Origin of the sequence: Enterobacter cloacae complex sp. 2015409 (genome assembly GCF_041365315.1) — a bacterium.
Taxonomy (GTDB): Bacteria; Pseudomonadota; Gammaproteobacteria; order Enterobacterales; family Enterobacteriaceae; genus Enterobacter; species Enterobacter pseudoroggenkampii.
In genome coordinates, this window is the sequence record NZ_JBFTVM010000001.1 from 258,278 (window position 1) to 279,360 (window position 21,083).

Genomic DNA, 21,083 nt, shown 5'->3' on the forward strand with positions numbered 1-21,083 from the left:
TTTCAAACATGTTTCGTGAAACGAGATCTGGTTGGCAAAATTGTGACCATCGAGACTCACCCAAAAGGGTGGTTTTTGTTTTAGATCATTTTTTAGTGTGATATTGGTCACTTATCCGATTTTGCGCCATTAACGGCTGGAGAGAGCCCGCGCCGGGGCGTAAAATAGCAGCATCGTGTTTATCTCGCGCGCTGCGCGAATACAGAGGAAATTGAGCTATGAGTAAATGCAGTGCTGATGAAACCCCGGTTTGCTGCTGTATGGATGTTGGGACCATCATGGACAACACCGATTGCACCGCCTCTTACAGCCGCGTATTCACCAACCGTGCCGAAGCGGAAGAGACCCTGACTGCGCTGAGCAAGCGTGCGCGTGACGTTGAATCCGATCCTTGTGAAATCAAGTCTACCTTTACCGAAGTAGAAGGCGGCGTGAAGCTGGACATCGACTTTGTTTTCGCCTGCGAAGCAGAAACGCTGATTTTCCAGCTGGGTCTGCGTTAATTTCTGCGGCCTGATGCCCTCACCCCGACCCTCTCCCACGAGAGAGGGCGCAAACATTAAAACGGTAACCTACGGGTTACCGTTTTGCTTTTACCTTGCGCACCCGGCAACATACCGCACAAATGCCCCTGCTATGCAGGGGCATTTTCTTTTTCTTCTCTGTGTTTTAGCTCGCATTTTTTCGTTTCCCCGATTGGCTGAATGTAAAAAAATGGTTAAGACTATTATCAGGTCAGACCACTTTGTGTTTGCGAAAAATTTTTTACAGGGGAGTGTTATGAGTCAGGCATTACCGCTTATTACCCGTCAGGGCGATCGCATTGCCATAGTCAGTGGATTGCGCACGCCATTTGCGCGTCAGGCGACGGCGTTTCATGGCATACCGGCCGTCGACCTGGGGAAAATGGTAGTGGGGGAGATGCTGGCTCGCAGCGAAATTCCGCCTGAGGTCATCGAACAGCTGGTTTTCGGCCAGGTCGTGCAGATGCCTGAAGCCCCCAACATTGCGCGGGAAATCGTCCTTGGTACCGGGATGAATGTGCACACCGATGCCTACAGCGTCAGTCGCGCCTGTGCGACCAGTTTCCAGGCCGTGGCGAACGTCGCCGAAAGCCTGATGGCGGGGACTATCCGCGCCGGGATTGCGGGCGGGGCGGACTCCTCTTCGGTACTGCCGATTGGGGTCAGTAAAAAGCTGGCGCGTATCCTGGTCGATGCTAACAAAGCCCGTACGACGGGTCAGAAACTCAAACTCTTCTCGCGTTTACGTCTGCGCGATCTGATGCCCGTGCCACCTGCCGTAGCGGAATACTCCACTGGCCTGCGCATGGGCGATACCGCCGAGCAGATGGCGAAAACCTACGGCATTACCCGTGAACAGCAGGATGCGCTGGCGCATCGTTCACATCAGCTTGCGGCAAAAGCCTGGTCGGAAGGCAAGCTGACCGACGAGGTCATGACTGCCTACATTCCACCCTATCGCGAACCGCTTGCGGAAGATAACAATATTCGCGGCACCTCGACGCTGGCGGATTACGCCAAACTGCGCCCGGCGTTTGACCGCAAGCACGGCACGGTGACGGCGGCGAACAGTACGCCGCTGACGGACGGGGCCGCCGCCGTGATCCTGATGACCGAATCCCGAGCGAAGGAGCTGGGCATTACTCCCCTCGGCTATTTACGCAGCTACGCCTTCACCGCCATTGACGTCTGGCAGGACATGCTGCTAGGTCCGGCGTGGTCCACGCCGCTGGCGCTGGATCGCGCGGGGCTGACGCTGGCCGATTTAACTCTGATTGATATGCACGAAGCATTTGCCGCGCAAACCCTGGCCAACGTCCAGCTGCTGGCAAGCGAGCGTTTCGCCCGCGATGTGCTGGGCCGCGCCCATGCTACGGGCGAAGTGGATCAGAGCAAATTCAACGTGCTGGGCGGCTCTATCGCCTACGGTCATCCGTTTGCCGCCACCGGCGCGCGAATGATCACGCAAACATTACATGAACTTCGTCGCCGTGGCGGCGGGTTTGGCCTTGTTACCGCCTGTGCGGCGGGCGGCCTTGGCGCAGCAATGGTTCTGGAGGCTGAATAATGGATATGCCATCTGCATTTAATCTGACGGTTCGCCTCGATAACGTGGCCGTTATCACTATTGATGTGCCTGATGAAAAGATGAATACCCTGAAGGCCGAATTTGGTGTTCAGGTGCGCGCGATGCTAAAGCAGATCCGCGAGAACAAAGCCATTCGCGGCCTGGTGTTTATCTCTGCCAAACCCGACAACTTTATAGCCGGGGCGGATATCAACATGATCGCCCGGGCGCAAAGCGCGCTGGAAGCCGAAGAGCTGGCGCGTCAGGGCCAGCAGGTCATGGCGGAGATAAACGGCCTGCCGATCCCGGTTATCGCCGCGATCCACGGTGCCTGTCTGGGCGGCGGGCTGGAGCTTGCGCTGGCGTGCCACAGCCGTATATGTACCGACGATCCGAAAACCATTCTGGGTCTGCCGGAAGTGCAGCTGGGCTTGCTGCCAGGCTCCGGCGGAACGCAACGACTGCCGCGCCTGGTGGGCGTCAGCACGGCGCTGGAGATGATCTTAACCGGTAAACAGCTGCGAGCTCGTCAGGCGCTGAAGGCCGGTCTGGTCGATGACGTCGTGCCGCAGTCCATTTTGCTGGAGGCCGCCGTTGAGCTTGCGCTGAAAGGGCGTCAGGCAAGACGGCCTCTGCCGGTACGCGAGCGCGTGCTGGCAGGGCCACTGGGCAGAACGCTCCTGTTCAACATGGTGGGCAAAAAGACCGAACAAAAGACCAAAGGCAATTATCCGGCGGCAAAGCGGATCCTGGACGTGATCGAAACCGGGCTGTCGCAGGGCAGCAGTAGCGGCTATGCCGCGGAGGCCAAAGCCTTTGGCGAACTGGCGATGACGCCGCAGTCCCAGGCGCTGCGCAGCATCTTCTTCGCCAGCACGGACGTGAAAAAAGATCCCGGTAGCGAGGCGCAGCCCGCGCCGCTGCGTGCCATTGGCGTACTGGGTGGAGGACTCATGGGCGGCGGTATCGCTTTTGTTACCGCCAGCAAAGGCAAATTGCCTGTACGCATCAAAGACATCAATCCTAAGGGGATCAACCACGCGCTGCAGTACAGCTGGCAGAACCTTGATCAAAAGGTCAAACGCCGCCATATCAAGGCAAGCGAGCGCGATAAAACCCTTGCGATGATCTCCGGCACGACGGATTACAGCGGTTTTGCGCACCGCGATCTGGTGATTGAAGCCGTGTTTGAGGATCTGGCGCTTAAGCAGCAGATGGTGGCAGACGTTGAACAGCATTGTGCCCCGCATACCATTTTTGCTTCCAACACGTCGTCATTACCGATTGGCGATATCGCGGCGAAAGCCGTGCGTCCGGAGCAGGTGATTGGACTTCACTTCTTTAGCCCGGTCGAAAAAATGCCGCTGGTGGAAGTTATTCCACACGCAACCACCAGTCCGCAAACCATCGCCACGGTAGTCAAGCTTGCGAAGAAGCAGGGTAAAACGCCGATCGTGGTCGCAGACAAAGCCGGCTTCTACGTCAACCGCATTCTGGCGCCCTACATTAATGAAGCCATGCGGCTGCTGACGGAAGGCGAGAAGATCGAACATGTCGACGAGGCGCTGGTAAAGTTTGGTTTCCCCGTTGGCCCAATCCAACTTTTGGATGAGGTGGGAATAGACACCGGCACTAAAATTATACCTGTACTGGAGGCGGCTTATGGCGATCGTTTTAGCCCGCCTGCAAACATTGTTTCTGCAATTTTGAAGGACGATCGCAAAGGCAGAAAAAATGAACGCGGTTTCTATCTTTACGGCGCGAAAGGGCGTAAAAGCAAGAAACAGGTCGACCCTTCGGTTTATGGGCTTATTTCGACCACCGGTCAGGGAAAACTGTCCGCCGTTCAGTGCGCTGAACGCTGCGTGATGATGATGCTCAATGAAGCGGCGCGCTGCTTTGGTGAACAGGTGATCAAGAGCTCGCGCGATGGCGACATCGGCGCGGTATTTGGCATTGGTTTCCCGCCGTTCCTTGGCGGCCCGTTCCGTTACATGGATACGCTCGGCGCGGGTGAAGTGGTTGCTATCCTGCAACGTCTGGCTTCGCAATATGGTCCACGGTTTACACCGTGTGACGAATTATTGCAGATGGCGGAACGGGGCCAGACATTTTGGCCTGCAAGGGAAACTGTCCTCGTAAGCTGAGGTCAAAGAAGGGTAAATCCTGAAGTGAATGAACCTGTTCTGGCGATTTTGTAAACAGAGATTGACTATACTTACGCCATTGAGGTAAAAAACAGCGTTTCATTCACCGAATGGATCAGGCACAATGCCCGACCATCGGGTTTTCTACCTCGCAGCATTTATCGCGGGTAGTTAACGCCGGTGATTCTGGTTAACAAAAGCGGTGCAATATGCAAGTTTTTATCATGCGTCACGGCGACGCGGCACTCGATGCCGCCAGTGACTCAGTACGTCCTTTGACCGTCTGTGGCTGCGACGAATCTCGTCTGATGGCGAACTGGCTTAACGGTCAAAAAGTGGACATCGAACGCGTTCTGGTGAGTCCGTTCCTGCGTGCAGAACAGACGCTGGACGTGGTAGGGGAGTGTATGAACCTGCCATCCAGTGTGGATGTTCTCCCTGAACTCACCCCGTGTGGCGATGTCGGCCTTGTCAGCGCCTATCTTCAGGCGCTGTGCAATGAAGGTGTCGCTTCCGCGCTGGTCATTTCCCACCTGCCACTGGTTGGCTATCTGGTATCTGAGCTGTGCCCTGGCGAGACCCCGCCGATGTTCACGACATCTGCCATTGCCAATGTTTCTCTCGACGAAACGGGAAAAGGTGTCTTCAACTGGCAAATGAGTCCGTGCAACCTGAAGATGGCAAAAGCCATCTGACGTGACGTGCGATATGGCGGGGTGCAATGTGCTTCCCGCCATTCAGTCAGGGCAACTCTGGCGGCTGCCACTCTTCCACTTCAATCAACACCAGCAATGCGGCATCTCCGCCGTACTCTTTTGGTGCCTGATGAAACGCCATCACGTGTGGATGCTGAGCAAGCCACAGCGGCGTCTGCTGCTTGAGGATATGTTTACCGTGGCCATGCATCACGCAGGCGCAGAAAACATGTTCACGACGACAGGCTGCAATCAATGCCCCCAACTCCTGTTTCGCCTGCATCTGCGTTAAACCGTGCAGATCGAGAAACAGCTCCGGCGAATAATCTCCGCGACGTAACTTTTTGAGCTCAAAATGGCTGACGTCTTCGCGTACGTATTTCACCGCACCCTGAGTATTGAGCAGCGGCTGAAATTCATCTGAAAAATAGTGGCTGTTATCCGCCTGCTCCTGCAGCAGACGTTTGACCGGTACTTCGCTGATTTTTTTACGCTGCGGGCGATGGACAATGGTGTCCTGCGTGATTTTACGCGTCCCGGTCATTAGCTGCCGGAAGAGCGCCTGATCCTCCTCGCTGAGCGATGTTTTCTTTTTCATTCGTCATTCTCATCTCGTATTTCCGACAGTGTACCCGACTAAACGCATTTTTTAACCTCAAGCGAGACGCGTCATTGCTGATTTATCGCCGTCTTCATGGCAAACTAGCCGCCGAAAATTATGCGAGCATGCCCTGGAGGAAAGAGTGGATAAAATTTTTGTCGATGAAGCAGTAAACGAGCTGCATACCATACAGGACATGTTGCGCTGGTCGGTTAGCCGCTTCAGCGCCGCCAATATCTGGTACGGACACGGTACCGACAACCCGTGGGATGAGGCCGTGCAGCTGGTGCTGCCGTCCCTCTACCTGCCGCTGGATATCCCGGAAGACATGCGCACCGCGCGCCTGACATCCAGCGAAAAACACCGCATCGTTGAGCGCGTGATCCGCCGCGTGAACGAACGTATTCCGGTCGCCTATCTGACCAACAAAGCCTGGTTCTGCGGCCACGAGTTCTATGTCGATGAACGCGTGCTGGTGCCGCGCTCGCCGATTGGTGAGCTGATCAACAACCACTTTGAAGGCCTGATTGGCCATCAGCCGCAGCACATTCTGGATATGTGTACCGGCAGCGGCTGCATCGCCATCGCCTGCGCGTACGCCTTCCCGGAGGCGGAAGTAGACGCCGTTGATATCTCCACCGACGCGCTGGCCGTGACCGAGCACAACATCGAAGAGCATGGGCTGATCCATCACGTTACGCCAATTCGCTCTGACCTGTTCCGCGATCTCCCAACGCTGCAGTACGATCTGATCGTCACCAACCCGCCGTACGTTGATGCGGAAGACATGTCCGATCTGCCGAACGAATACCGTCACGAGCCGGAGCTGGGTCTGGCGTCAGGATCTGACGGCCTGAAGCTGACCCGCCGCATTCTGGCCTGCGCGCCGGATTATCTGACCGACGACGGCGTTCTGATTTGTGAAGTGGGCAACAGCATGGTACATCTGATAGAGCAGTACCCGGATGTGCCGTTCACCTGGCTTGAGTTCGACAACGGCGGTGACGGCGTCTTTATGCTGACGAAAGCGCAGCTGCTCGACGCGCGCGAACACTTCAGCATCTATAAAGATTAATCCAGCGGGCTTCGGCCCGTTTCACAACGCTCAAACACAAACAACAACATCGGAGCCGTGATGGCAGGAAACAGTATTGGACAGTTATTCCGCGTGACCACCTTTGGCGAGTCGCACGGGCTGGCGCTGGGCTGTATCGTTGATGGCGTACCGCCAGGCATCGAACTGACCGAAGCCGATTTGCAGCACGACCTCGACCGTCGTCGTCCGGGCACCTCTCGCTACACCACGCAGCGTCGCGAGCCGGACCAGGTCAAAATTCTCTCTGGCGTCTTTGAAGGACGCACTACAGGCACCAGCATTGGTCTGCTGATTGAAAACACCGATCAGCGCTCCCAGGACTACGGCGCCATCAAAGACGTGTTCCGTCCGGGCCACGCCGACTACACCTACGAACAAAAGTACGGCTTCCGCGACTATCGCGGCGGCGGGCGTTCTTCCGCGCGTGAAACCGCGATGCGCGTGGCGGCTGGCGCCATTGCCAAAAAATACCTGCAGCAGAAATTTGGTATCGTTATCCGCGGCTGTCTGACCCAGATGGGCGACATTCCGCTGGCGATCAAAGACTGGGATCTGGTCGAGCAAAACCCGTTCTTCTGTGCCGATGCCGACAAGCTGGACGCGCTGGACGAACTGATGCGCGGCCTGAAAAAAGAGGGCGACTCCATTGGGGCGAAAGTGACCGTCGTGGCGGACGGCGTCCCACCAGGCTGGGGCGAGCCGGTATTTGACCGTCTCGACGCCGACATCGCCCACGCGCTGATGAGTATCAACGCGGTGAAGGGCGTTGAGATTGGCGACGGTTTTGACGTGGTATCCCTGCGCGGCAGCCAGAACCGTGACGAGATCACGAAGGCGGGCTTCCAGAGCAACCACGCGGGCGGCATTCTGGGCGGTATCAGCAGCGGGCAGCAGATTATTGCCAACATCGCGCTGAAGCCAACCTCCAGCATTACCGTGCCGGGCCACACGATTAACCGCGATGGCGAAGAAGTTGAGATGATCACCAAAGGACGTCACGATCCGTGCGTGGGGATCCGCGCGGTGCCGATCGCTGAAGCGATGCTGGCGATCGTGCTGATGGATCACTTCCTGCGCCAGCGCGCGCAGAATGCGGATGTGACGACCACCATTCCACGCTGGTAAACATGAAAAAAACCGCAATTGCTCTGCTAGCGCTGCTCGCCAGTGGAGCCAGTCTGGCCGCAACGCCATGGCAAAAAATCACCCACCCGGTGGCGGGGAGCGCGCAGTCCATTGGCGCCTTTTCCAACGGCTGTATCGTCGGTGCCCAGGAGCTTCCTCTCCAGTCTGATACCTATCAGGTGATGCGCACCGATCAGCGGCGTTATTTCGGCCACCCGGATCTGGTGCTGTTCATCCAGCGTCTGGGAAATCAGGTGCATAACCTGGGGCTGGGCACGATGCTGATTGGCGATATGGGGATGCCTGCCGGCGGTCGCTTTAACGGTGGACACGCCAGTCACCAGACCGGACTGGATGTCGATATCTTCCTGCAGCTGCCGAAAACCCGCTGGACCTCCGCCCAACTGCTGAAACCGCAGGCGCTGGATCTGGTGGCGAGCGACGGCAAGCGCGTTGTGCCGTCCCTGTGGACGCGGGACGTATCCAGCATGATCAAGCTGGCGGCAGAAGATAACGACGTCACGCGGATTTTCGTTAACCCGGCCATCAAGCAGCAGCTTTGTCTGGATGCCGGAACCGATCGCGACTGGCTGCGCAAAGTGCGCCCGTGGTTCCAGCATCGTGCGCACATGCACGTTCGTCTGCGCTGTCCGGCGAATAGCCTGGAATGTGAAGATCAGCCGCTACCTCCGCCAGGCGATGGCTGCGGTGCGGAACTGCAAAGCTGGTTTGAACCGGCAAAACCTGGAACCTCAAAGCCTGAGAAGAAGACACCGCCTCCGTTGCCGCCTTCCTGCCAGGCGCTACTGGATGAGCATGTACTTTAATGGATAATTTCGTCAATCTGTTTATGGTGTCACCGCTGCTGCTGGTGGTGCTGTTCTTCGTGGCCATGCTGGCCGGTTTTATTGATGCCCTTGCGGGCGGTGGCGGGTTATTAACCGTACCCGCGCTGCTGGCGGCGGGCATGAGCCCGGCGCAGGCGCTTGCCACCAACAAGCTGCAGGCCTGCGGCGGCTCGCTCTCGGCGTCGCTCTATTTTATCCGCCGCAAGGTGGTGAGCCTGGCCGACCAGAAGCTCAATATCCTGATGACCTTTATCGGCTCCACGTCGGGCGCGCTGCTGGTTCAGCACGTGCAGTCGGATATTTTGCGCCAGATCCTGCCGGTTCTGGTCATCTGCATCGGTCTCTACTTCCTGCTGATGCCAAAGCTCGGCGAGGAAGACCGCCAGCGTCGTCTGCACGGCCTGCCGTTTGCCCTGATTGCCGGGGGCTGCGTCGGCTTTTACGACGGATTCTTCGGCCCGGGGGCAGGCTCGTTTTATGCGCTGGCGTTCGTGACGCTGGCCGGGTTTAACCTCGCCAAATCGACCGCTCATGCCAAAGTGCTCAACGCGACCTCGAACCTCGGCGGTCTGCTGCTGTTTATCATTGGCGGCAAGGTCATCTGGGCAACCGGATTCGTCATGATGGCAGGGCAGTTCCTGGGCGCACGCGCGGGTTCGCGTCTGGTGTTAAGCAAAGGACAAAAACTTATTCGCCCGATGATTGTCATCGTCTCGGCCGTAATGAGCGCCAAACTTCTTTATGACAGCCATGGACAGGAGATCCTCACCTGGTTGGGGATGAATTAATGAACAGTACGCATCACTACGAACAGCTGATTGCGATTTTCGACGGCTGTTTTGCTGACGATTTTAATACCCGTCTGATTAAAGGCGACGACGAACCGATCTATCTTCCTGCTGATGCAGAGGTTCCGTATAACCGTATCGTGTTTGCGCACGGCTTTTACGCCAGCGGTCTTCACGAGATTTCGCACTGGTGCATTGCGGGGAAAGCGCGGCGCGAGCTGGTGGATTTCGGTTACTGGTACTGCCCGGACGGACGTGATGCCGCCACCCAGGGGCAGTTTGAGGATGTGGAAGTGAAGCCGCAGGCGCTGGAATGGCTATTCTGCGTCGCGGCGGGTTTCCCGTTCAACGTGAGCTGTGACAACCTTGAAGGCGACTTCGAGCCAGACCGTATCGTCTTCCAGCGCCGCGTTCATGCGCAGGTGATGGAATATCTTGAGAAAGGCATCCCGGAACGTCCGGCGCGCCTGATCGAGGCCTTACAGAATTATTACCACACGCCGGCGATAGCGGCGGAATGCTTCCCTTGGCCGGAAGATCTTTAACAGAGGAAAGAAGATGATCGCAGAATTTGAATCACGCATTCTGGCGTTAATTGATGACATGGTGGAACACGCCAGTGATGATGAGCTGTTCGCCAGCGGTTATCTGCGTGGTCACCTGACGCTCGCGGTAGCCGAGCTGGAAGCGGGTGACGATCACTCTGCCGACGCCGTTCACGCTGAAGTCACCCGCAGCCTGGAAAAAGCCATTCTGGCCGGGGAGCTCTCTCCGCGCGACCAGTCACTGGTGCTGGGTATGTGGGACAATTTGTTCCAGCAGGCGAAAGCGAAGTAAGTGTTTCACCACCCTCTCCCTGTGGGAGAGGGACGGGTGAGGGCACCAGGCCGCCCCCTACTTAACCTTCTTCCCCTTCAGCAGTTTCCGTACCCACAAGCGATTCGGATTCAGCCCCGCAAGCGTAACACTGTCCAGCGGAACCGGCTCGTCGCTCATTTGCGCGGCCAACACTTCTGCCAGCAGCGGGGCAGAGCACAACCCGCGAGACCCTAATCCACCCAGCATATACAGCTCCGGATAAACCGGCGCGCTAACCGCTTTATCCCGGTTATCAGCAAGATCCTGATAGGCCTCAAGCGTCGCGTCGTAGTCCGGCACATTTCCCGCCATCGGCAGATGATCGCGGGTGGCACAGCGAACGCCGCAGCGCGCTTCCCCCTCGCTGACGTCAACCTCTTGCGCCCATGCCGCATCCGGGAAACAGTCAATCAGGCGCTGGCGGTTTTGCGCCTGATCCGCGTCGCTGTAGCGCATATCCGTTTCGCCACGATGATAGCTGGCCCCGATGCAGTGATGGCCGTTAGACGGATTTTGTGGCGTCAGGTAGCCGTCATAGCACAGCACCTGATGCAGTTTGCTCAGTTCGGGTGCGGAAGGAATATGGCTCACCTGGCCGCCGACCGGATAAACCGGCAACGTTTCTGTCTGGATAAACTGATTGATGTTATGCCCGTTTGCCAGCACAACGCTGGCATGGCTTACCGCTTTGCCATCCGCAAAACGCAGATTCCAGCGCTCGCTTCGGCTCAGCGATTCAACGGTGTGAGCATAATGCGCCGTCAGCCCGCGCGACTGCGCCAGGGAAATGACCGCCGCGGTCAGTTCAGCCGGGCACAGCCAGCCGCCGAGCGGATACTGAATGCCCCCACAGCCGGTTTCCACGCCAGCGGTGGCTGCCATCTCCTGCGCGCTTACCGCGCGGGCAATCTCGCCAGGCAGGCCCAGCGACAGCATCTGCGTGATTTTTTGCTGGCTCTTTTCATCCCAGCCGAGCTGCGTCACGCCGCACCAGTCATGATCGAACGCCACAGGCAGGGCGTCGTAGAGGCGACGAGCAAAGGTAAACGCCGCCGGGAAAAACCGGAACAGGGCCGGGTCGTGCGCGCTTAAAAGCGGATAGAGCGCCCCCTGGCGGTTGCCGGACGCGCCGCTAGCTGGCACATCGTCAGCACAGTAGAGCGTGACCTGCCAGCCACGGTGGAGAAGCGCGAGAGACAGCAGGGCGCTGGCGATCCCCCCGCCGACTATCGCCACCTCACGTGATGCACTGGCGCGGCGTGCAAACCAGGGCGCCTGAGCGGGAACGTCCAGCGTCTGATCCATCCTGCCGACCAGCATGTCGCGCTTGCGGCCAAAGCCTTTGGTCTTCTGCATGGTAAAGCCCGCCTCCTGCAGCCCGCGGCGGACAAAGCCCGCCGAGGTGAAGGTGGCAAGCGTTGCGCCAGGGCGCGCCAGCCGCGCCATCGCGCTAAACAGGTGCTGGCTCCACATGTCCGGGTTTTTGGCGGGGGCAAAGCCGTCCAGGAACCACGCGTCCACCGTCTGATTCATCGAATCATCGAGCGTATCGGTCAGGTCATTGATGTCGCCAAGCCATAAATCCAGCGTCACGCGTCCGCCGTCCAGAATCAGACGGTGGCAGCCGCCGATGTGAGGCGGCCACTGTGCCTGAAGCTGTTCCGCCCAGGTGGCAAGCTCTGGCCAGCGCTGATGAGCGAGCCGCAGATCGTGCGCGGTGAGCGGGAATTTTTCGAAACTGATGAAATGTAATCTTTGTAGCGTAGCCTCAGGGTGTGCAGCGTGAAACTGGTTAAACGCCTGCCAGAGGGTTAAAAAATTCAGCCCGGTACCGAACCCACTTTCCGCGACCACAAACAGGCTCCGCGGATGCACCGGGAAGCGGGTGCTGAGCTGGTTTCCGTCGAGGAAAACATAGCGAGTTTCTTCGAGCCCGTTATCATTAGAAAAATAGACGTCATCAAAATCTCGGGAAACAGGTGTACCCTCAGCGTTGAATTCGAGGTTGGCGGGTTGTATAGCGTTTTGTTTCACGTAAGTTACTCGTCTGACAGGCAGTGGCACGATCTTAACGATGTGAGTCCATCGGTGCAAATTTCCGCAGAAAATGTCTGATCGGACTTGTTCGGCGTACAAGTGTACGCTATTGTGCGACTCGAAACTTACTATAGTGCGACTTACAGAGGTATTGAATGAAACGTGCAGTGATTACTGGCCTGGGCATTGTTTCCAGCATCGGTAATAACCAGCAGGAAGTCCTGGCATCTCTGCGTGAAGGACGCTCCGGGATCACTTTCTCTGAAGAGTTTAAAGATTCAGGTATGCGTAGCCACGTATGGGGTAACGTCAAACTGGACACCACCGGTTTGATTGACCGCAAAGTGGTTCGTTTCATGAACGATGCCTCTATTTATGCTTATCTCTCCATGCAGGAAGCGATCAAAGATTCTGGCCTGAGCGAAGAGGTTTATCAGAACAACCCGCGCGTGGGTCTGATCGCCGGTTCCGGCGGTTCATCTAAAGCGCAGGTATTCGGTGCTGACGCAATGCGTAGCCCGCGTGGTCTGAAAGCGGTAGGTCCGTACGTGGTCACCAAAGCCATGGGTTCTGCGGTTTCCGCGTGCCTGGCGACCCCATTCAAAATCCACGGTGTGAACTACTCCATCAGCTCCGCGTGTGCGACTTCCGCGCACTGCATCGGTAACGCTGTTGAGCAGATCCAGCTGGGTAAACAGGACATCGTATTTGCTGGCGGCGGCGAAGAGCTGGGCTGGGAAATGGCCTGTGAATTCGACGCGATGGGCGCACTGTCCACCAAGTACAATGAGACCCCGGACAAAGCATCTCGTACCTACGATGCACACCGTGACGGTTTCGTTATCGCGGGCGGCGGCGGTATGGTTGTGGTTGAAGAGCTGGAGCACGCACTGGCGCGTGGCGCGCACATCTACGCTGAAATCGTGGGCTACGGTGCAACGTCTGACGGCGCCGACATGGTTGCGCCATCCGGCGAAGGCGCGGTGCGCTGCATGAAGATGGCGATGCACGGCGTTGACACCCCAATCGACTACCTGAACTCTCACGGTACCTCTACGCCGGTAGGCGACGTAAAAGAGCTGGGTGCGATCCGTGAAGTCTTCGGCGACAACAGCCCGGCGATCTCCGCGACCAAAGCCATGACTGGTCACTCTCTGGGGGCGGCTGGCGTTCAGGAAGCGATCTACTCGCTGCTGATGCTGGAAAACGGCTTTATCGCCCCAAGTATCAATATCGAAGAGATGGACGAGCAGGCTGCTGGCCTGAACATCGTGACCAAACCAACGGAAGCGACGCTGACTACCGTCATGTCCAACAGCTTCGGTTTCGGCGGTACCAACGCCACGCTGGTCATGCGTAAGCTGAAAGCATAAGTTTTATGTTTGATTCAGAAGGGGAGCCATAAGGCTCCCTTTTTTATGCATTGACAAGCAGCTGATCTCACAGGCAAACTTCACCCCTCAACATTATCCTCACGATAATGCGTAAGCGTTTAACGTCAACCAACGCACCTTAATCCTGATTATCAGGTAGAGGGGGCGTGGCATTTCCCCGCCTTACTCTTCATTTCGGAGTAAAGCATGACTGCAGTAACTCAAACAGAAACAACCCCTTCAGCGAACGTCTCGCTGTTCCGTATCGCCTTTGCGGTATTCCTGACCTATATGACCGTTGGCCTGCCGCTGCCGGTGATCCCGCTGTTCGTTCATCAGGAGCTGGGCTATGGCAACACCATGGTCGGCATTGCCGTGGGCATTCAGTTTTTAGCCACGGTATTAACCCGCGGTTACGCCGGACGGCTGGCGGATCAGCACGGTGCTAAACGCTCGGCGCTGCAGGGGATGTTTGCCTGCGGGCTGGCGGGCGGCGCCTGGCTGCTGGCGGCTCTCCTGCCGGTAGACGCCGCGTATAAATTTGCGCTGCTGGTGCTGGGCCGTTTAATTCTTGGCTTCGGTGAAAGCCAGCTGCTGACCGGCACCCTGACCTGGGGAATGGGGCTGGTGGGGCCAGCACGTTCCGGCAAGGTGATGTCCTGGAACGGCATGGCCATCTACGGCGCGCTGGCCGCCGGTGCACCGCTTGGCCTGCTGATCAACAGCCATTTCGGGTTTGCGGCGCTGGCTGCAACGACCATGGCGCTGCCGCTGGTGGCATGGGCGTTTAACGGCTCGGTGCGTAAGGTACCTGCGCACAAAGGCGAGCGTCCTTCCCTGTGGAGCGTGGTCGGCCAAATCTGGCAGCCGGGCCTGGGACTGGCGCTGCAGGGCGTGGGTTTTGCGGTAATAGGGACGTTTGTATCGCTCTATTTTATGAGCCGCGGCTGGGCGATGGCCGGTTTTACGCTTACCGCGTTTGGCGGCGCGTTTGTGCTGATGCGCGTGCTTTTTGGCTGGATGCCGGATCGCTTCGGCGGTGTGAAGGTGGCGGTGGCATCGCTGGTCATTGAAGCTATCGGTCTTCTGCTGTTGTGGAATGCTCCCGTGGCATCCGTGGCCCTGCTGGGTGCTGCGCTGACCGGCTGCGGCTGTTCTCTGATCTTCCCGGCGCTGGGCGTTGAAGTGGTGAAGCGCGTGGCCCCGCAGGTGCGCGGGACGGCGCTCGGCGGCTATGCGGCGTTTCAGGATATCTCATACGGGGTAACCGGGCCGTTGGCCGGGGTGTTAGCCACCTCGTTTGGCTATCCGTCCGTCTTTCTGGCCGGTGCGGTTTCTGCGGTGGTGGGGATCGTGGTGACGCTGGTGGCGTTTCGCAGGCGTTGAGCCGTTGTTGCCGGGTGACGGCTGTGCCTTACCCGGCCTGCGATTCGAGCCGTTGTAGGCCCGGTAAGCGCAGCGCCACCGGGCAAAACCTCAGGCAACCAGCCAGAAAATCGCCAGCGCAATCAGCAGTGCAATAAACATCAACCCCGGACGCGCAGAGAGCGTTCTGAATGTCTCGACGACCGGCGCAAACAGCGGGCTGTAGATCGGCTGAATGTTTCTCACCTCCGGCACGCCGCCTTCACGTTCGGCGCGACGAACGAAGATTTGATTGAGCAGATCCTGCACCTGCGCGGTGGTCAGCACCGTCTGCGGCGTGGCCTGCCAGTTTTGCTGGGCGTAATCCCGAATCACGTCGAACTCGTGCGGCTCAAGCGGCTGTTTCAGTGCCGCCTGGACGGTATGCAGGGTAGGGGCATTCTGGGTGCTGAGCGTCTGGCGCGCCTGGAGCCAGGTCACCAGATGAGTAAACTGTTTGGCCGGGATCAGTTCACCCGCCTTCACGCCGGACAGCTCCAGCATGGATTGCCAGATAAGCTTCGTCGGTTCGCCAGTGGCCGCAGCCAGCTTTGTCACCATCTGCTTGAGCGTGTTGTGCTCGGCGGGCAGCAGCGGACGCTCGGTCGACGGGCGCACCTGAGGCTGCGGAATAGACAGCTCGTTGTTCTGCAGCAGGGTCAGTACGGTTTTAAGCTGGTCGGGCGTCAGCTGCCCTAGCGCGGTCTGACCATACTGCTGGCGAATAAAATCACTCACCGCCTGGCGGTTATTACCCTGGCCCAGCAGCTCCGTCAGCTGAGCAACAATCTGGCGCGTGGTGTGGTTCTGCTGCGCGGTCGTAATACGCTGGTTCAGATTTTGCTCGGCAGCAGGGAAATGACGCGACTGCAGCGGTGCGTCGTTCCTCACGCCTAAATCATGCTTTACCCCGGCCCAGACTTCCGCATTCTGCTGTGAAGTCAGCGCAATCAGGCGCGTGATCAGTCGCTCCAGCACGGTGCGCTGTTGCGTGGATAGCGGTTGTTCACCGGCAACGTTTGGCGTGACGGGGCCTTCACCCGGAGGGCGTGGCGGCGTACCTGAAATGGGCTGCATCGTCAAAAATCCTTAAAGTCAAAACTCAGCGTAAACCAGGTATACGTATATGCCTGGCGGCCAGATTATGGCACACTTGGCAGGTTTTCTTCCTCTCAAACAGGTACTCAGACGTGAAAATCCTCGTTGATGAAAATATGCCTTATGCCCGTGAGCTGTTTAGCCGCCTGGGTAACGTTAAGGCTGTCCCTGGTCGCCCGATCCCGGTCAACGAACTGGATGACGCAGACGCGCTGATGGTGCGTTCGGTGACCAAAGTAAATGAGGCGTTGCTCGCCGGTAAAGCGATTAAGTTTGTCGGAACCGCAACGGCAGGGACCGATCATGTGGATGATAAGTGGCTGACGCAGGCTGGAATCGGTTTTTCCGCCGCGCCGGGCTGTAACGCCATTGCCGTTGTGGAATACGTTTTCTCCTCGCTGCTGATGCTGGCCGAGCGCGACGGGTTTGCGCTGAAGGACCGCACCGTGGGGATTGTTGGCGTGGGTAACGTCGGCGGACGCCTGCAAAAGCGTCTTGAAGCGTTAGGGATCCGCACGCTGCTGTGCGATCCGCCGCGCAAAGACAACGGTGATGACGGGGATTTCCGCTCGCTGGACGAGCTGGTCGAACAGTGCGACGTGCTGACTTTCCACACGCCGCTGTTTAAAGAGGGGCCGTATAAGTCGCTGCATCTTGCTGACGAGGCGCTGATCCGTCGGCTGAAGGCTGGCACTATTCTGATAAATGCCTGCCGTGGCCCTGTGGTCGATAACGCTGCGCTGCTGACATGTCTGAATGAAGGACAAGACCTCAGCGTGGTGCTGGACGTCTGGGAGCCGGAGCCGGATCTCAACGTTGAGTTGCTTAACAAGGTGGACGTGGGCACAGCGCATATCGCCGGTTATACCCTCGAGGGGAAAGCGCGCGGCACGACGCAGGTCTTCGAGGCCTACAGCGCTTTTATCGGCCATCCGCAGCAGGTGGCGCTGGATACCTTACTCCCCGCGCCTGAATTTGGCCGCATTACCCTGCATGGTCCGCTCGATCAGGCAACGCTGAAAAGGCTGGTGCATTTGGTGTATGATGTGCGCCGCGATGATGCGCTGCTGCGTAAAGTGGCGGGGATCCCGGGTGAGTTTGATAAGCTGCGCAAGAACTATGTTGAGCGCCGCGAGTGGTCTTCCCTGTATGTAATGTGCGACGACGCCTCGGCGGCGACGCTGCTGCATAAGCTGGGGTTTAACGCCGTTCATCATCCGGCACGTTAATGTCTTCTTAATGCTCCCTGTCGGATACTCCGACAGGGACGCTTTTTTATTTCTGGAGTAAACCACCATGTCTGAAGGCTGGAACATTGCCATTTTAGGTGCCACGGGTGCCGTGGGCGAAGCCCTGCTCGAAACCCTTGCTGAGCGTCAGTTCCCGGTGGGCGATATCTATGCGCTGGCGCGTACCGACAGTGCAGGTGAGCATCTGCGTTTTAACAGTAAATCCGTGATGGTCCAGGACGCGGCAGCATTCGACTGGACCCAGGCGCAGCTGGCGTTTTTCGCTGCGGGCGCTGAAGCCACTGCTGCGTACATTGAAGAGGCGACCAATGCAGGCTGCCTGGTGATCGACCTGAGCGGCCTGTTCTCGATGGAGCCGGATGTGCCGCTGGTGGTGCCGGACGTGAACCCGTTTGTGCTGGCTGACTACCGCAACCGTAACGTCATTGCGGTGCCGAACAGCCTGACCAGCCAGCTGCTGACTGCCCTGAAACCGCTGATCGACGACGGCGGCCTGTCGCGCATTACCGTCACCAGCCTGCTGTCCGCGTCCGCGAACGGTAAAAAGGCCGTTGACGCGCTGGCCGGGCAGAGCGCGAAGCTGCTGAACGGTATCCCGATTGATGAAGATGATTTCTTTGGCCGCCAGCTGGCGTTCAACATGCTGCCGCTGCTGCCGGACCGCGAGGGTTCCGTGCGCGAAGAGCGTCGTATCGTCGATGAAGTGCGTAAGATTTTGCAGGACGATGGCCTGATGATCTCTGCGAACGTCGTGCAGTCCCCGGTCTTTTACGGCCACGCGCAGATGGTCGGCTTTGAAGCGCTGCGTCCGCTGGCGGCAGAAGAGGCGCGCGATGCGTTTGGCCGCGGTGAAGACATCGTGCTTTCTGAAGAGAGCGAGTTCCCGACCCAGGTGGGCGATGCCACCGGCAGCGCGCATCTTTCCGTTGGCTGCGTGCGTAACGATTACGGCATGCCGGAACAGGTTCAGTTCTGGTCCGTTGCCGACAACGTTCGCTTTGGCGGCGCGCTGATGGCGGTCAAAATCGCTGAAAAACTGGTGCAGGAGTACCTGTACTGATGTCAGACGTGGAACAAAAGCCGGTCCATAGAATTGCCCTCGGCATTGAGTACGACGGCAGTAAGTATTATGGCTGGCAGCGTCAGAACGAGGTGCGCAGCGTCCAGGAGAAGCTGGAAAAAGCGCTCTCTCAGGTGGCAAACGAGCCGATTAACGTCCTGTGCGCAGGACGTACGGACGCGGGTGTTCACGGTACGGGGCAGGTCGTGCACTTTGAAACCACCGCCGTGCGTAAGGATGCCGCCTGGACCCTGGGTGTAAATGCGAATTTGCCTGGTGACATTGCGGTGCGTTGGGTAAAAGCTGTGCCGGATGATTTTCACGCGCGTTTCAGCGCCACGGCGCGTCGCTATCGTTATGTCATCTACAACCAGCGCCTGCGTCCGGCGGTGTTAAGCCAGGGCGTGACGCATTTTTATGAACCGCTTGATGCTGAACGTATGCATCGCGCGGCGCAGTGTCTGATTGGTGAAAATGACTTTACGTCGTTTCGTGCGGTGCAGTGTCAGTCCCGCACGCCGTGGCGAAACGTCATGCACATAAACGTCAGCCGTTTTGGCGCGTATGTGGTGGTGGATATCAAAGCCAATGCCTTTGTACATCATATGGTTCGGAATATTGTGGGCAGCCTGATGGAAGTGGGCGCCGGACACCAGCCGGAGAGCTGGATTGCAGACCTGCTGGCAGCGAAGGACAGAACGCTTGCGGCAGCTACGGCGAAAGCGGAAGGGTTGTATCTGGTCTCGGTAGACTATCCGGATCGGTTTGACCTGCCGAAACCGCCAATGGGCCCGCTTTTTTTAGCGGACTAAACAAAGGTGCAATTAGGGCTTAGACAATATGGACGTAATTCGTTTTTTGATTGATTTCATCCTGCATATTGATGTTCACCTGGCGGAGCTGGTCGCGCAGTATGGCGTCTGGGTTTACGCCATTCTGTTCCTCATTCTGTTTTGTGAAACCGGTCTGGTCGTTACCCCATTCCTGCCAGGGGATTCCCTGCTGTTCGTTGCCGGCGCGCTATCGGCGTTACCCACTAACGATTTGAACGTGCATCTTATGGTGGTGCTGATGGTGATTGCCGCCATCGTCGGTGATGCCGTCAACTACACGATTGGACGCGTATTCGGTGAGCGGCTGTTCAGCAATCCGGATTCGAAAATTTTCCGTCGCAGCTATTTAGACAAAACCCATGCGTTTTATGAACGCCATGGCGGAAAAACCATTATCCTTGCGCGCTTTGTGCCTATTGTGCGCACATTTGCACCGTTTGTGGCGGGAATGGGGCATATGTCCTATCGTCATTTTGCCATGTATAACGTCGTGGGGGCGCTGTTGTGGGTGCTGTTGTTTACCTATGCAGGCTACCTGTTTGGCGATCTCCCGGTGGTTCAGGAAAATCTTAAGTTACTGATTGTAGCGATTATTGTGCTTTCCGTACTGCCGGGCGTTATCGAAATTATTCGTCATAAACGTGCGGCGGCAAAACAAGCGAAGTAAATGCACGCTGGCGGTTCGACCACTTTTTTATCCAAAGTTTCGGGCTGTTATGTTTTAATGTGCAACATTCATGGTCTGTTGGAGGCAAAAATGGCATTATTCGCCTCTTATAGCAAAACTGGCAAACGACCAGGTTCAGGCAGAAAGGTTATCAATGAGCTGGATTGAACGAATTAAAAGCAACATTACCCCAACGCGTAAAGCGAGCATTCCTGAAGGGGTATGGACGAAGTGTGATAGCTGCGGTCAGGTTCTGTATCGCGCAGAGCTGGAGCGCAACCTTGAGGTGTGTCCGAAGTGTGACCACCATATGCGTATGTCGGCGCGTAACCGCCTGCATAGCCTGCTGGACGAAGGCTCTCTGGTAGAGCTGGGTAGCGAACTTGAGCCAAAAGACGTGCTGAAGTTCCGCGATTCCAAAAAATACAAAGATCGTCTGGCCTCTGCACAGAAAGAGACTGGCGAGAAAGACGCGCTGATCGTCATGAAAGGCACCCTGCATGAGATGCCGGTTGTTGCCGCTGCGTTTGAGTTCTCCTTTATGGGCGGCTCAATGGGCTCTGTGGTTGGTGCGCGCTTCGTGCGTGCCGTTGAGCAGGCGCTGGAAGACAACTGTCCGCTGATCTGCTTCTCTGCCTCCGGCGGTGCGCGTATGCAGGAAGCGCTGATGTCACTGATGCAGATGGCGAAAACCTCTGCTGCGCTGGCGAAGATGCAGGAGCGCGGTCTGCCGTATATCTCCGTGCTGACCGACCCAACCATGGGCGGCGTCTCCGCGAGCTTCGCAATGCTGGGCGATCTGAACATCGCTGAGCCAAAAGCGCTGATCGGCTTTGCGGGTCCTCGCGTTATCGAGCAGACCGTTCGTGAAAAACTGCCGCCGGGCTTCCAGCGCAGTGAGTTCCTCATCGAGAAAGGCGCCATCGACATGATCGTCCGCCGTCCGGAAATGCGCCTGAAGCTGGCGAGCATCCTGGCGAAGCTGATGAATCTGCCAGCGCCGAACCCGGATGAGCCGCGCGAAGGCGTGGTGGTACCGGATCAGGAACCCGAGGCCTGATAACTGAAAAGGGCAGGGCCGGTTGGCGCTGCCCTTTTGCTTTCTAATCTGT

Annotated in this window: 20 protein-coding genes; 17 read left to right on the plus strand and 3 right to left on the minus strand. The window is 57.6% G+C overall.

Annotation, left to right across the window (positions count from 1 at the left end):
* The first annotated feature begins 218 nt into the window (after positions 1-218).
* From ACDO57_RS01190 to sixA, 4 genes are all read left to right on the plus strand, one after another.
* Positions 219-503 carry a YfcZ/YiiS family protein gene (locus ACDO57_RS01190; RefSeq protein ID WP_024907659.1) on the plus strand — a complete coding sequence of 95 codons (285 nt, stop codon included), beginning with the start codon at positions 219-221 and terminating at the stop codon, positions 501-503.
* A gap of 277 nt (positions 504-780) precedes the next feature.
* Entirely contained in the window at positions 781-2,091 is a 1,311-nt protein-coding gene (fadI, locus tag ACDO57_RS01195; RefSeq protein WP_021241580.1) for an acetyl-CoA C-acyltransferase FadI, read from the plus strand.
* Positions 2,091-4,238 carry a fatty acid oxidation complex subunit alpha FadJ gene (fadJ, locus tag ACDO57_RS01200; RefSeq protein ID WP_048992650.1) on the plus strand — a complete coding sequence of 716 codons (2,148 nt, stop codon included), beginning with the start codon at positions 2,091-2,093 and terminating at the stop codon, positions 4,236-4,238. Before fadI ends, fadJ begins: the two co-directional genes overlap by 1 nt.
* A 209-nt stretch (positions 4,239-4,447) precedes the next feature.
* The gene (gene sixA, locus ACDO57_RS01205; protein WP_024907662.1) at positions 4,448-4,933 is read left to right on the plus strand and encodes a phosphohistidine phosphatase SixA; all 486 of its coding nucleotides are present in this window, start codon (positions 4,448-4,450) and stop codon (positions 4,931-4,933) included.
* A gap of 46 nt (positions 4,934-4,979) precedes the next feature.
* On the opposite strand, the gene smrB is transcribed toward sixA, so the two are convergent.
* Positions 4,980-5,531 (minus strand): endonuclease SmrB, encoded by a 552-nt coding sequence (smrB, locus tag ACDO57_RS01210; protein ID WP_032646638.1) that lies wholly within the window; start codon positions 5,529-5,531, stop codon positions 4,980-4,982.
* Between the two features lie 145 nt (positions 5,532-5,676).
* On the opposite strand from smrB, the gene prmB reads away from it, so the two are divergent.
* The 6 genes from prmB to ACDO57_RS01240 are packed head-to-tail and all read left to right on the plus strand — an operon-like array spanning position 5,677 to position 10,228.
* Entirely contained in the window at positions 5,677-6,609 is a 933-nt protein-coding gene (gene prmB / locus ACDO57_RS01215) for a 50S ribosomal protein L3 N(5)-glutamine methyltransferase (RefSeq protein WP_008502612.1), read from the plus strand.
* Positions 6,610-6,669: 60 nt separating this feature from the next.
* Positions 6,670-7,755 carry a chorismate synthase gene (gene aroC, locus ACDO57_RS01220; protein WP_024908934.1) on the plus strand — a complete coding sequence of 362 codons (1,086 nt, stop codon included), beginning with the start codon at positions 6,670-6,672 and terminating at the stop codon, positions 7,753-7,755.
* Positions 7,756-7,757: 2 nt separating this feature from the next.
* The gene (gene mepA / locus ACDO57_RS01225; protein ID WP_024908935.1) at positions 7,758-8,582 is read left to right on the plus strand and encodes a penicillin-insensitive murein endopeptidase; all 825 of its coding nucleotides are present in this window, start codon (positions 7,758-7,760) and stop codon (positions 8,580-8,582) included.
* Entirely contained in the window at positions 8,582-9,391 is an 810-nt protein-coding gene (locus tag ACDO57_RS01230; RefSeq protein WP_370883431.1) for a sulfite exporter TauE/SafE family protein, read from the plus strand. The genes mepA and ACDO57_RS01230 overlap by 1 nt, the downstream gene beginning before the upstream one ends.
* Positions 9,391-9,936 carry an elongation factor P hydroxylase gene (locus ACDO57_RS01235; RefSeq protein WP_048992652.1) on the plus strand — a complete coding sequence of 182 codons (546 nt, stop codon included), beginning with the start codon at positions 9,391-9,393 and terminating at the stop codon, positions 9,934-9,936. The genes ACDO57_RS01230 and ACDO57_RS01235 overlap by 1 nt, the downstream gene beginning before the upstream one ends.
* A gap of 13 nt (positions 9,937-9,949) precedes the next feature.
* A complete protein-coding gene (locus ACDO57_RS01240) occupies positions 9,950-10,228 on the plus strand; it encodes a YfcL family protein (protein ID WP_024908938.1) in 279 nt (92 codons plus the stop codon).
* Between the two features lie 57 nt (positions 10,229-10,285).
* Here ACDO57_RS01240 and mnmC read toward each other — a convergent pair whose 3' ends face one another.
* On the minus strand, positions 10,286-12,283 hold the full coding sequence (gene mnmC / locus ACDO57_RS01245) for a bifunctional tRNA (5-methylaminomethyl-2-thiouridine)(34)-methyltransferase MnmD/FAD-dependent 5-carboxymethylaminomethyl-2-thiouridine(34) oxidoreductase MnmC (protein ID WP_048992654.1): 1,998 nt from the start codon (positions 12,281-12,283) through the stop codon (positions 10,286-10,288).
* A 158-nt stretch (positions 12,284-12,441) separates the two neighbouring features.
* On the opposite strand from mnmC, the gene fabB reads away from it, so the two are divergent.
* Both fabB and ACDO57_RS01255 read left to right on the plus strand, forming a co-directional pair.
* Positions 12,442-13,659 carry a beta-ketoacyl-ACP synthase I gene (gene fabB / locus ACDO57_RS01250; protein WP_014832795.1) on the plus strand — a complete coding sequence of 406 codons (1,218 nt, stop codon included), beginning with the start codon at positions 12,442-12,444 and terminating at the stop codon, positions 13,657-13,659.
* A gap of 207 nt (positions 13,660-13,866) precedes the next feature.
* Positions 13,867-15,045 (plus strand): MFS transporter, encoded by a 1,179-nt coding sequence (locus ACDO57_RS01255; RefSeq protein ID WP_248272512.1) that lies wholly within the window; start codon positions 13,867-13,869, stop codon positions 15,043-15,045.
* A 90-nt stretch (positions 15,046-15,135) separates the two neighbouring features.
* Here the strand turns inward: ACDO57_RS01255 and flk are convergent, their stop codons facing one another.
* Entirely contained in the window at positions 15,136-16,140 is a 1,005-nt protein-coding gene (flk, locus tag ACDO57_RS01260; RefSeq protein WP_061714708.1) for a flagella biosynthesis regulator Flk, read from the minus strand.
* A gap of 113 nt (positions 16,141-16,253) precedes the next feature.
* Here flk and pdxB point away from each other — a divergent pair, with 113 nt between their 5' ends.
* The 5 genes from pdxB (at position 16,254) to accD (ending at position 21,031) form a co-directional block, all read left to right on the plus strand.
* The gene (gene pdxB, locus ACDO57_RS01265; protein WP_024908942.1) at positions 16,254-17,390 is read left to right on the plus strand and encodes a 4-phosphoerythronate dehydrogenase PdxB; all 1,137 of its coding nucleotides are present in this window, start codon (positions 16,254-16,256) and stop codon (positions 17,388-17,390) included.
* A 67-nt stretch (positions 17,391-17,457) separates the two neighbouring features.
* Positions 17,458-18,471: an aspartate-semialdehyde dehydrogenase gene (locus ACDO57_RS01270; protein ID WP_148770463.1), complete on the plus strand. Its 1,014-nt coding sequence runs from the start codon at positions 17,458-17,460 to the stop codon at positions 18,469-18,471.
* Complete coding sequence (gene truA, locus ACDO57_RS01275; RefSeq protein ID WP_023312566.1) at positions 18,471-19,283, plus strand: tRNA pseudouridine(38-40) synthase TruA; 813 nt, start codon at positions 18,471-18,473, stop codon at positions 19,281-19,283. The genes ACDO57_RS01270 and truA overlap by 1 nt, the downstream gene beginning before the upstream one ends.
* A 28-nt stretch (positions 19,284-19,311) precedes the next feature.
* On the plus strand, positions 19,312-19,971 hold the full coding sequence (locus tag ACDO57_RS01280) for a DedA family protein (protein ID WP_008502599.1): 660 nt from the start codon (positions 19,312-19,314) through the stop codon (positions 19,969-19,971).
* A gap of 154 nt (positions 19,972-20,125) precedes the next feature.
* Positions 20,126-21,031: an acetyl-CoA carboxylase, carboxyltransferase subunit beta gene (accD, locus tag ACDO57_RS01285; protein ID WP_003861408.1), complete on the plus strand. Its 906-nt coding sequence runs from the start codon at positions 20,126-20,128 to the stop codon at positions 21,029-21,031.
* Positions 21,032-21,083: the final 52 nt, after the last annotated feature.